Annotated in this window: 7 protein-coding genes and 1 riboswitch; of the genes, 4 read left to right on the top strand and 3 right to left on the bottom strand. The window is 46.6% G+C overall.

Features of this window, described 5'->3' with window-relative positions; all coding sequences use genetic code 11:
* Window positions 1–105: 105 nt before the first annotated feature.
* Window positions 106–2,505 carry a YcdB/YcdC domain-containing protein gene (locus ACDJ58_RS25570; RefSeq protein WP_413373633.1) on the top strand — a complete coding sequence of 800 codons (2,400 nt, stop codon included), beginning with the start codon at window positions 106–108 and terminating at the stop codon, window positions 2,503–2,505.
* A gap of 199 nt (window positions 2,506–2,704) precedes the next feature.
* A complete protein-coding gene (locus tag ACDJ58_RS25565; protein ID WP_413373632.1) occupies window positions 2,705–3,832 on the top strand; it encodes a transglutaminase domain-containing protein in 1,128 nt (375 codons plus the stop codon).
* Between the two features lie 167 nt (window positions 3,833–3,999).
* Here the strand turns inward: ACDJ58_RS25565 and ACDJ58_RS25560 are convergent, their stop codons facing one another.
* Both ACDJ58_RS25560 and ACDJ58_RS25555 read right to left on the bottom strand, forming a co-directional pair.
* The gene (locus ACDJ58_RS25560) at window positions 4,000–5,466 is read right to left on the bottom strand and encodes an amino acid permease (RefSeq protein WP_413373631.1); all 1,467 of its coding nucleotides are present in this window, start codon (window positions 5,464–5,466) and stop codon (window positions 4,000–4,002) included.
* A gap of 116 nt (window positions 5,467–5,582) precedes the next feature.
* Window positions 5,583–5,800, bottom strand: a riboswitch (Lysine riboswitch).
* Window positions 5,801–5,942: 142 nt separating this feature from the next.
* Window positions 5,943–7,085, bottom strand: coding sequence for a virulence factor (locus tag ACDJ58_RS25555; protein WP_413373630.1), 1,143 nt, complete (start codon window positions 7,083–7,085; stop codon window positions 5,943–5,945).
* 225 nt (window positions 7,086–7,310) lie between these two features.
* Here ACDJ58_RS25555 and ACDJ58_RS25550 point away from each other — a divergent pair, with 225 nt between their 5' ends.
* On the top strand, window positions 7,311–7,748 hold the full coding sequence (locus ACDJ58_RS25550; protein WP_413373629.1) for a hypothetical protein: 438 nt from the start codon (window positions 7,311–7,313) through the stop codon (window positions 7,746–7,748).
* 43 nt (window positions 7,749–7,791) lie between these two features.
* On the opposite strand, the gene ACDJ58_RS25545 is transcribed toward ACDJ58_RS25550, so the two are convergent.
* On the bottom strand, window positions 7,792–8,490 hold the full coding sequence (locus ACDJ58_RS25545; protein ID WP_413373628.1) for a response regulator transcription factor: 699 nt from the start codon (window positions 8,488–8,490) through the stop codon (window positions 7,792–7,794).
* Between the two features lie 380 nt (window positions 8,491–8,870).
* Between ACDJ58_RS25545 and ACDJ58_RS25540 the strand changes: the two genes are divergently transcribed.
* Window positions 8,871–11,681 (top strand): ATP-binding protein, encoded by a 2,811-nt coding sequence (locus ACDJ58_RS25540; RefSeq protein ID WP_413373627.1) that lies wholly within the window; start codon window positions 8,871–8,873, stop codon window positions 11,679–11,681.
* The last annotated feature ends 262 nt before the right edge of the window (window positions 11,682–11,943 follow it).

Below are 11,943 nucleotides of genomic sequence, written 5' to 3'. Positions count from 1 at the left end.
GACGATTAAAAAGGAAGCTTATGGTATCATAGAATAGACTGGCAATATTCATGCGAGGTGATTTTGCATGCATCCTTGTATGAAATTGAAGGGAGAGGTCCAGATTTGAGTTTTGATTGGAATTTTAATGTACGATTCAAAATGTTTACAGCCAAAGCGGCTACAGCAGCCATGGCAACTTTGCTTCTGGCATCACAGACACCAGGGTTTGCAGGCAGCGCGTCGGCAGCGACAGCGGAACAGGTAACAGAATCCGCAGCGGGGGAAACGGAACAACAACTTGGATTAACAGACAACGAGGTGCCTGAAGGAGCCAAAATCTCCTCCAAGCAAGCCAGCGAGAATATACTGAAATTATTTCCATTGTTAAAGAAGGCAACGATTTCATACGCACGATTTGATTCACCGAATTCTTTTCCACCACCAGATTATAAGGCGTGGGATATCGGATTTGAACTGCGTGAAGGGAACCGATCCACTGGATTCAGCGCAACGGTACATGCGGTTACAGGGGAAGTGCTAAGTGTACATTTGCCTTCTGAGTTGCTGGAAAGGCAGGTTTCGGATTCGGAGACGAAATTAACGAAAACCGAAGCGAGAAAGCAGGCAGATGAGTTCCTGTATAAGGCAATTCCGAATCTGAAGGAAGGTGGTTTTGTTGCCGTTGATGAACGGTATATAAACAACGCGCAGCAATCCCTATTTGGCCGAACAGAATATACGTACAGCTACCAACTGAAACATGAAGGCTTGGTATCCGAGGCGGAAACAGCCTACATAAGTGTGGATCAGAGCGGTGTGGTGACAGGATATTCACGAACTACGATTGGAGCTGAATATCCATCATCGAAGGCAGCCATTTCAGCGGAGCAGGCTCAGCAGAAGTTCGAGGAACAGTTCGATGTTCAGCTGGCCTATATTAGCGAAGAACGATTTTCTTCTCGCAAAGGCCAGAAGTATTACTTGGGGTACACGCCGAAGAACTCAAGTGTTACTCCACTAAATGCGGATACACTGGATCGAATCAATAGCTTGACAGGTGAATCCCTTGCCCAGGAAGCTTCCCAGGAGGACAAACCTCTTAAAGGCAGTGTAGCTGCTTTTACACCGAATACTGGATCGAAATTGAATGCTCAGCAGGCAGAGAAGCTGGTCAAAAAGAGTTTTAATATACCGGAAGGTTATCAATTGGAGTATAGCCAGTTAACCAAAGGCAGCTTTGCAAGTCCAAACAATCAGGTCTGGAGCCTGAGCTGGAGCAACCGCAATGCAAGTGTGTCTTATATGTTTATGAGAGACATTTCGGCACAGGTTGATGCGGCAACCGGACAGATCTACAGTGTGAACATTTATCAGCGCATGATGCCGGGCATGGATCAGGAGAAGCCGGAGATGGAAGTGAAGGGCAAGACCGTGACCAAATCTCAGGCAGAGAAACTGGCTGTCAATACAGTCATCTCACTTGTGCCGGATGCAAGCAAGCAATTCCGACTTTCAACGGTGCTTGAATTGGACGATGCACGAACATTTATATTCGAACGGTACCTAAACGGAATTTTGGTTAAGGATGATACGGTTCAGGTACAAGTTTCAAATGATGGAACGCTCAATGAATATTATGCGCTGGTTGCTGCAACGCCAGAACAGCTGCCGACGGATGTCAAACCGGCCATCAGCTATGAGAAAGCCAGAGCTACCTATCTTGAAGAATTCAAATTGGTACTGGCCTACTCTCGTTATGGGGGGTTCAGCATGGGCAACAGTGAATCCGTTCCCGTGGGTGTGAAGCTTGCCTACATGCCTACTCAAACTGACAGTTCGTTGACTAGCATCACGTATGAAGTGCTGGATGCCAACACGGGAGAATGGAAGTCGATGTACGGCAGTATCACTGGAGCAGTTCAAGTTACAACCAGTGATATTACGGGACATGCCGCTGAAGCAGCCCTTCAGAACATGGTGCAACATGGAGTGCTTCTTCCAGATGAACAGGGACGTGTATTCCCAGACCGGGTCATCACCAAGGGTGATTGGTTTACCTATCTGGCAAGAGCAGTTAATCCAAATATGGATATGTATTATAGTGGAGATGGGGATGGCAATTTATATGCTGACATTACCCCGGAGAGCCCTTATTACCAAGCTGTGCGGACATTGATTGATCAGCGCTGGTTAGCGGGTGCTGACTCTGAAACGAAGCTAAATCCAGAAGAGGAGATGACTCGTGAAGAGCTGGCGGTATTGCTCGTACGCATTTTGCGCTATGAGAAATTAGCCGGATTCTACACATTGCCATCGGATCTTCCCAACCTGGCAGATGCCAGTGCAGTCAACAACAAGGGAGCTGTCTCCCTCAGCATCAAGCTGGGATTGTTGCCTTCAATCGAAGGACGATTCATGCCTGCACGCAAAGTGACGGTTGCCGAAGCGGCTCAGGTATTGGAACGTCTGGCCAAGCTTCAGGGTAAGACGGATACCTTTATGAGCGGCAATCGTTTATATTGATTGGAGTTTGTTGCATAAATGCCCGGAAGAGTCATATGATGAGGATAACGGGTAGGTTAGGTTTGGTTTGATGAAGACAGAGGGACCTTCTGCGGAGGGTCTCTTTTGATGCTTTTCGACAAAACTAGAAGCCTGCCGTCAATCCCTTTTGTGATACAATGAGGCATGAGAACTTTGCAAAGAGAGGTGGTATCCTTTCATGGGCAAGCACGGAAAACGAGTGATAACCCTGCTATTGGCTGGCTGTCTCGTCGCTGTGGCACTGCCACATGCGGTCGATCTGGATCAGCTGTACGCGGCGTCGGGAACATCGGACATATCCACGAATACGGATCTGCGCGAGACGTTGCTTAATGCGATGTCCCAGCGTACGGAGGAACTTGTTTTTACATACAAAGGCAATGTGAAAGGCCTCAAGAAACAGTTGCAGAGCTCCATTGACGAAGCAATGACCAGTGATCCTTATATTCAATATACCGTTAAAAGTTACGCATTTAACTATAAAGGCTCCAATGTATCCGCAGAGGTGCATGTGAAGCTGGCATATCGGGAAACGAAGGAGCAGACCGATTATGTGAACCGTAAGGTGACCAACGTGCTCAAAGAGATTATCGTGCCTGGCATGACGAATCATGAGAAAGTTAAAGTCATTCATGACTGGATTGTACTTAACCTTTCCTACGATACATCCTTGCAGAAATATACTGCCTACGATGGACTTGTTACCGGCAGTACCGTATGTCAGGGGTATTCATTACTGGCTTATCGTATGCTGGAGCAGGTGGGTATAGAGAACCGGATTGTGGAAGGAACGGCTGGTGAGCAATTACACGCCTGGAATCTCGTCAAGCTGGATGGCAAGTGGTACCATATGGATACGACGTGGGACGATCCTACTCCAGACCGTAAAGGCAAGGTAAGTCACAGTTATTATTTGCTCAGTGATGATGAGATGGCACGTGACCATGTCTGGACAGCTAAAGGCAAGTATCCTGCTGCATCTGCCCCTTATCGTGAAGCTTTGCAAACTTTGGTGAAGGCGGGAGGCAGCAAGGCAACCACGTATCAGAAGCTGTATCGTACGCTGGAATATTCGCTCTATGATGAAAGTGATGCGGTTAGTGGTCATTCCGCTCTGAAAACAAAAGTTCAGAGTGCGCTCAAGGATGGCGGAACCTCGCTGACTTTCAGATACAAGGGTACTGAGACAGGACTAGTAGAGGATTTGCAGGATTTGTATCAGCTTGGCATGAAGTCGATATCGTATTACGTGTCCAACATGGAGGATACCGTCGATCTGCGTGTGAAGATTACTTGGACCATGTGAACAGCAGACTTTTTATGAATGATTATAATAGGACACACCTTATGGTGAACAAGGACGCTCGTGGATGAGCGTTCTTTTTTTGCGTGGATGATAGCTATCTCGAAACTTGGACGAACCAAAAAGGCATCCTTCTCTCCAGTGGAAAGAAGGATGCCTGTGCAATATCGTTATTCGTTTGTTGTTGTAAAATCACATTCCTGTAATGGTACAACTTTTGTTTTCTTAATGAATTTATAACCCAGCCATAAGATCAGGAACAGCGGAACGCTCAAGTAAGCGACGAGGGCACCGCTCCAATCGATCTGATCGCCCGTGAACGCCTGATAGTTTTGTCCAATAATTACGATGATACATAACACAAAAGCAAAGATCGGACCAAATGGGAACCAGCGTGCACGGTAGGGCAGATCGTTCAGATCCCGACCTTGGGCCACATAGGCACGGCGGAAGCGATAATGGCTGATGGCAATACCAAGCCAGGTGATAAAGCCACACATACCAGATGCATTAAGCAGCCAGGTGTATACAATACCATCACCGAAAAGGGAGGCTAGAAAAGCGAGCATACCCACCGCTGTGGTCAAGAGAAGGGCATTCATTGGAATGCCCTTTTTGTTCAACCGACCCAGGAAGCGAGGCGCTTTGCCATCCCGGGCAAGAGCATACAGGACACGACTTGAAGCGTACATGCCTGAATTCCCGGCAGACAGTACAGAAGTCAGAATAACGGCATTCATGACGGAAGCAGCAATGGCCAGACCCGCTTTTTCAAAGACAAGGGTAAACGGACTAACTCCGATGTTGTTCAGATCACCTTTAAGCAGATTCGGATGTGTGTAAGGAATGATCAGACTGATGACTGTAATCGCCAGAATGTAGAAGATCAGAATACGCCAGAACACTTGCCGAATAGCACGAGGGACATTTTCACGCGGATTTTCGCTCTCACCGGCTGCGACACCAATGAGCTCTGTTCCCTGAAAAGAGAACCCAGCAGCCATAAATACACCGAGAACCGCGAAGAATCCGCCATGGAATGGTGCGTCCCCTACAGTAAAGTTACTGAACCCCACCGCTTCTCCCCCGATAATGCCGAAGATCATGAGCACACCAACGGTAAGGAAGATGATCACTGTAGCGACTTTGATAATGGCGAACCAGTATTCCGACTCTCCATACCCTTTAACGGACAACACATTCAGGGCAAAGATTAATACAAGAAATAACAGACTCCACAACATGGATGAACTGTCAGGGAACCAGTATTTGATGAGTACGGTTGCGGCAGCGAGCTCTGCCGCAATGGTGACTGCCCAGTTGTACCAGAAGTTCCAGCCCATGGCGAACCCAAGGGCCGGATCGACAAAGCGGGCCGCATACGTATTGAATGAACCGGAGTCGGGCATGAAGGTAGCCAGTTCTCCGAGACTGGTCATTAGAAAGAAGACCATGATGCCGACGGCAACGTAAGCAATCAGTGCACCGCCGGGTCCGGCAGTGGAGATGGCGGTGCCGCTAGCGAGGAACAGTCCTGTACCAATGGATCCACCAAGTGCAATCATGGTCATATGTCGTGCACGTAGTCCTTTTTTCAGGGTGGGTCCTGTTGTGGTTTGGTTGTTGCGGTCTTGCATGGAAACACTCCTTCTTTCAGCGTACTAATGGGTTCAGAACAATGGAAAATAACACAAAAGACCGCAGGCATTAGCCTGCGGTCTTTATTATCGATCGTCCGCACCTCGTCCCAAATGTTTAAGATAGCTCAACACAGAAGAAATCATACCCTCCGAGGAAGGCATCATACATCTGTGACAGTTCTGCACCTTTCGGCAACAGCCCCAGCCGCGCTGGACAACGTAAGGAACCGTCCTGCGGGCTTCGGCGGGTGCACCTTTCGGCTGAATTCATAAGCGGCTCCTTAGCGCCTCCTTCAGCGTACTGATCGCACCCGCGACCTCTACCTCATCATCATGGATGAGGTGTATCTATTGTCTATGAAATTATAAATCACAGAACGTAACACTCGATGTTCTGTTTATTAAACAGACAATCAGTATAACCCCCATGGTATTCCAGTGCAATAACAATTGTTGGATATGAATCGAAAGCACTATTCCGACGTCTTGTTACGCCCAGCCATCTGCTGCCATACGGTTCCGGCTGCCTGTTCCCCAGATTCAATCCGTTCCAGTGCCATTTTGGCTTGCAGGCTGACTTCAAACTCAGGGTCATCGGCTGCTTTCCGCAGAGCTTGCTCTGCTTCTTCGGTTCCCACTTCGTACAGGAAGCGGGCCGCACGCCAGCGTACAAGCTTGCTTTTGTCGGATAATGTAGCTGTCATGGCTGCCGTTGCTGCAGGATCACCGATATCGGAGAGGGTATCTCCGGCAGTCCGACGTACAGCAGGTGAACTATCCTGCAGAGCTTCGTACAGCAGTTCCATCGCTTCCGGTGTACGGATATCCCCAAGATATACAACAGCCAGGCGGCGAATCTGCATTTTATTATCATGAAGTGCATGGGCAACGAGTGGCAGTCGTTCTACTGTGGGTTCCATACCATCAAATGCAGCGTAGCGAACATTCCAGTCCTCATTATGCAGAGCTTCTTCAAGCTCGGCACCATCCAGCTGGCGGCGACGTTCCACGAACTCTTCAGAATTAGTGCCGTGCTCAATGGCTTGTTGGATCACGCGTTCCAGACGCTCTGGCGGATAGGCTGCTTCCAGCTCCTGTTCAACTTCTCTTGCAATTTCAGGCAATTCCCCGTAGCGGACGCCGTAATCACTCAGTTTCCGTTCCTTGATCAGCGTTGCACTGGCGACTTCAGTAACTGCTTTGACGAACCGATCCGAGAGCGAGATCCGCTCTTCCTTGGAGCCGGCTTTAACCCGAATTTGCATCGGCACACCTCTGAAGAATTGAACGAATACCTGTGCTTCACCGAAGTGTTCACCAGAGACGTCTTCAGATTCAATCCAGTCCAGATCAATTCCTTGCTGCCCGAGACGACTTTGAACTTCGCCAAGTATGACGGACCAATCCGCATTTCCCTTGCGGTCAAGCGCTACGAAGTCGGTCGTGTGGAATACACTTTTTACTCCGGGAATATGAAGCATCTGGCGAATAAACGCCGGAGCAGACCGTTCGTTATCCAGTGTATATGTTCTGCGAATCCCGTCCTCCAGACGTTCATCCAGATGCAGCATCATCGTATTGGGACTGGGTGTTGGTTCAATGGAAACAATATTCATCGGTTCATAACCTCCTGTACCGGATTCATTCTTAAAGTTCCCGCAATTAGCACGGGCATATCCCTATTTTACATGAATTGCCGCAAACTGCGAAATGGGTAATGAACCTTACACAGTTTGTGAAGAGGTACGAAGATAGTTAACACTTCTTTTATGTTCACACACGAACATTTTTAAATGAAGATTGGCACAATAAGAAGAGAGAATGAACTGGAGGTTATAACTATGGAACCCATTACCGTACTTTCGGACGGAAGTCGTGGTATTGATTATGACAATATGATTGAATTGTTGAATGAATGGATAACAGACGAGCAGAGGGAGTCCGCAGTTAAAAAAGAAAGGAACGTGGAAAGCGAGGCTGGCTCGGAATGGGGCACAGCTCGATATTGTATTATCGATTATCAGGACGCCGGGCAAGCCGTTTCAGCAGCAAATGCCATTCGGGCATTTATGCCTCAGATTCCTTTACTGGTGATTACGGATTTCCAATCCCTGATTCGCAAGCGCCATTTGCAGCTTATTACCGGTACGGGTCTGATGAAGATGATCCTCTGGCAAGAGAAAGAACCAGATAGGCTGATCGTGGAAATCCAGCGGTGGCTGCATTCTTTTGCATACAAAACAAAAACAGCTCAACCCTCAACCCAGTCGATGAGATGATGACAGAGTGAGGACATGAGCCATTATTTCATTTCGGCGTGTACTAAATGACGTATTTATATCCCGTTCCCCAAACCGTCTTGATATACCGTGGGTTTTTGGGGTCGGGTTCAATTTTTTTACGCAGGCTGGAGATGTGCACATCGATTGTACGATCCAGATATGCCCGTTCTGAGCCTTTAATTCGATCCATGAGTTCATTGCGGGTGAACACTTTGCCGGGATTTCGGTACAACTCCTTCATAATTTCAAACTCAATATGAGTGACCTCAATTTCAATGCCATTCACAAACAAGGTTCTTCTGTACTCATTCACACTGACATGTCCGACAACTTCAGCAGGTTTGTCCTCTTTTATCGGTTTGTCCGGGTAGGAGATAGCGGATCTGCGCAGTAATGCCTTAATACGCGCATCAAGCTCTTTCAGACTAAAGGGTTTACAAAGAAAATCATCCGCACCATTGTGTAATGCTCGGAGCCGATCATTCAGCATGGTGCTGGCCGAGATCATCAATATGGGCACAGTCGAGTGCTGGCGAAACGCATCAACCAGATCATTACCGTCTGTTTCAGGCAGCATCAAGTCAGTCACTACAATATCGGGCTGGAATCGTGGGAAAAGTTGAAGTGCTTCGCGTGCATGATGAACCCATTCAGTTATGTAACCCTCCTCCTCAAGAAAGAAAGCAATCATGTCGGCCAGATTTTTCTCATCTTCTATAAGAAGAACTTTGATAGACATTGAGGTCACACTCCTGATGAAATGAATTTGTTAAGAAACTTCTAAAAAAATGGCGTGATTTGTGTGGAAATGCTGCAAAAATTTTAATGTTTGTATTCCAGAATATAGGATGCATATGTAGTAAGTTCTATAGATTTGAAGCCAAACTTCAGTATTTTACCATGAATGAAGGTCATTTGCCGATCATTCAAAATTTCCCAAAGCTGCGTTGAGTAGTAATTACAGTATAATGTATCAGAACGGTTTGAGGGAAATAAAGTAGCTCTTACGAGCTTTAATCCATAGGAGGTACCAACGTTGTTGTTGAATGCAAACATAGAAATCAATCATAAGGACGGCTGCCTGTGGACTACATAAGAGTAAATAAGGTGTTGGAGTGGATGGTAATCAAACTCCGTATTCCGTGGTTGGGTACGGCTATACTTATTATCCTGGGTACGCTGGGAACGATATTTCCGTTGACTCTTTTTTACGGGGTACAGCTCTTGTTTGGTACAGCCGCAACTTTTATTGCCTTGCGCTTACATGGAGCCATATACGGATTCACTACTTTGATAGCAATCTGTACCTTGGGTGTGTTATTCGCGGGTCTAGTCCCAAATAGTTTTTTTATGATTGGCGCTCATACTATTGAATTAATCTGGATGCTGGGATGGCAGATCCGATGGAAGAATGGAAGTGTCATGAAGGCCAATGCTGCATTCTGGGTCGTGATGTTATTGCCAGTGACCTGTTACGGATATTTCATTACGGGCATGAATCTTGAAGAATTAAAATATACCTACATGCATGTCGCTGTGACCAGCATGGTTAATGCACTGATTGCAGGTATTGTGGTGGACTTCTGGATTACAAATGGCGAGCTGAAGTCGAAACGAACAGGAACCATTCCGCTCACACGAATTGCTTTTAAATACGTCGTAGCCTTTGTAGTCGTTGTCTCTCTGGTTCTGTTATCGGCCGATAGTCGCAGACAACTAGGTCAGATCAATAACACTATCGTTTCTAATCTAAAACATGCTGCGAATGCTGTGATCAAGGATTTGAATGAACAATATCTAACCGAGGAGAACATGCATCAAAGTATGGAGCGTTACCATCATCTATTGGATGTGAACGTCATCATTCTCGATCCGAATGATAAGGTCATTGCTTCAGGGCTTGATACACTTCCAGTAGGGGAATACCTGGATATCAACAAATATCGTTTTCTCAAGCCAGGGGAGAACAGCATACTATTCCATTCCGGGGATGCTTATTATAGCGATGTGCTTACTCACTGGAAACAGGCATCGTTTATGTACGAAGCAGATATGACAACAAGTACACCATACAGGGTATTCGTTGAGACTGACTCAGCCAACTATTATACACGGATTGAGTCGATCTATCTGACTACGCTTCAATCTCTGTTTATCATTTTCGTGGCTTCTATGATTGTGGCTGCTCCGCTCAGCAAGAAAGTCGTAAGTCCAATGAAACGCCTCACACGGATGACAGGTTCCCTTCCAAGACTGTTATTTCGTAATGGCAAGATGGATTGGCCGACTAGCCACGTCACCGAAGTACAGATTCTGATTGGCAATTTGCGCAAAATGGCCGATGTGCTCCTTGAACAATTTGAGCAAATACGTCAGGACAAGCTTACGCTGGAAGACAGAGTCAGAGAACGAACCAAAGAGCTGAAGAATAGTGAGGAGATCAAACGCGCAATTATTGATTCATCTATTGATGCTATTATTTCTGTGGATTCAAACGGACTGATTATCGAGTTCAATCCCGAAGCCGAAAGAATGTTTGGACTGAAACGGGAAGAAGTTGTATTCGAGAAGGAGGCCCCTTCCCTTTTTCAGGGAGCGAGCTGCATGGAAATCAAGGAAATGCTGAATCAATGCGAGTATATTCGGGGTAAACGGCATGTCATTGTCGAAGAGATTTCAGGCATCCGCCGGGACGGTTCGGTTTTTCCAATTGAGTACAAAATAGTAGAAATTCAGTTGGGCAATAACGAGACGCTCTATAACTTATTTATTAAGGATATTACCGAGCGGACAAGGGCTGAAGAAGACCGTGTACGTCATGCGCTGGCTCTGGAGAAGCTGAATGCGGAGCTGTTTCATGAAAAAGTTGCCATTCAGGAACAGCGGGATATCAGCGAGCATTTCATTGAATCCGTTCGGGAAGGTCTGGTCATGTCTGATCGTTCTGGCACCATCACGATAGTTAACAGAAGGATTGAAGAAATGTTTGGCCTCGGAGATTTTTCGGGCAGATCCATCGAAGACTTAGCCAATGCAATTGATACTCTGGTGTTAACCGCCGAGTTCAATTTGGTGGAGCAGACTCGTGCTTTTCTGAACGGAGAACTGGCCTTTGTTGAGACTGAGTTTATATTCAATGATGTGGAAAAGAGTGTGTTTTCCCTGTACATGAAGCAAATGGATGTTCCCGGTAAAAACCATGGATTTCTTTTGGTGTTCCGCGATCGTACGGAGGAAGAACGCCTGAATCGGATGAAAAACGAACTGATCAGTGTGGTGTCGCATGAGCTTCGTACCCCTGTAGCGACCATTATGGGCTATGTGGAACTAATGATGATGTATGACCTTCCCACTTCGCAGCGTCAGGAGTTCATGGAAACCATTTCTTCGGAAGGCGCACGACTGAGCAGTCTGCTGGATGATGTACTTGATATTCAACGTCTGGACAATGAAGGCATGACCTACCACAAGACGTATGTACCGTTGCTTGAGTTGGTTGAGGGTGTTGCTGAGCAATGGAATATGCAATCCATTCAGCGCATCTATGTACATGCGTTTAATGGAGACTTTTTTGCTTACGCGGACCAGAACCGGATGGTCCAGGTACTGCATAATTTGGTTGGCAATGCAGTCAAGTACTCACCTGGAGCAGACCGAATCGATATCACGCTGTGGGAAGAAAAAGAATGGTTATGTATCGATGTACGTGATTATGGAATAGGTATTCCAGAGAACGTGCAGGACCTGCTGTTTACGAAGTTTTATCGTGTGGACAATTCGGATCATCGTCAGATTGGCGGGACTGGACTGGGGCTTTACATTTCGCGCAAAATTGTAGAGGATCACCAGGGAACGCTTACCTTTATATCCGCGCCGCACAAAGGAAGTACGTTCAAGGTTCGATTGCCCAAGCAGGACGAACTCTTGTAAGGCAAGAGAAGTCTTTATCTAATAGGATGCTTTCATCCTGAAATAGATAAAGGCTTTTTTTGTTTTTCAAAATTCCCCGGATAAAAAAACAACTTCTTTTGCAAACTGTCTACAGAGCCATAATTTGCATTCCATGCAAAAGGAGGACGGCCGGTCTATGTTCCGTAAACAAGAGAAAACCCTTATTATCGTCTGCCTGGTCGCAGCCGTGATCGTGCTGTATGCCGTTGTCAAAAGTATTATCCGGATCATGAGTTATTGA

Source organism: Paenibacillus taichungensis (assembly GCF_047302525.1).
Taxonomy (GTDB): Bacteria; Bacillota; Bacilli; order Paenibacillales; family Paenibacillaceae; genus Paenibacillus; species Paenibacillus taichungensis_B.
Note: the sequence above shows the minus strand (reverse complement) of the source record. Positions and strands in the feature narration are given on the sequence as shown.

Bases quoted from the DNA above. Each gene is read 5' to 3' on its own strand.
- ACDJ58_RS25565 (WP_413373632.1), top strand. From the start codon at position 2,705: ATGGGCAAGCACGGAAAACGAGTGATAACCCTGCTATTGGCTGGCTGT.
- ACDJ58_RS25560 (WP_413373631.1), bottom strand. From the start codon at position 5,466: ATGCAAGACCGCAACAACCAAACCACAACAGGACCCACCCTGAAAAAA.
- ACDJ58_RS25555 (WP_413373630.1), bottom strand. From the start codon at position 7,085: ATGAATATTGTTTCCATTGAACCAACACCCAGTCCCAATACGATGATG.
- ACDJ58_RS25550 (WP_413373629.1), top strand. From the start codon at position 7,311: ATGGAACCCATTACCGTACTTTCGGACGGAAGTCGTGGTATTGATTAT.
- ACDJ58_RS25545 (WP_413373628.1), bottom strand. From the start codon at position 8,490: ATGTCTATCAAAGTTCTTCTTATAGAAGATGAGAAAAATCTGGCCGAC.
- ACDJ58_RS25540 (WP_413373627.1), top strand. From the start codon at position 8,871: ATGGTAATCAAACTCCGTATTCCGTGGTTGGGTACGGCTATACTTATT.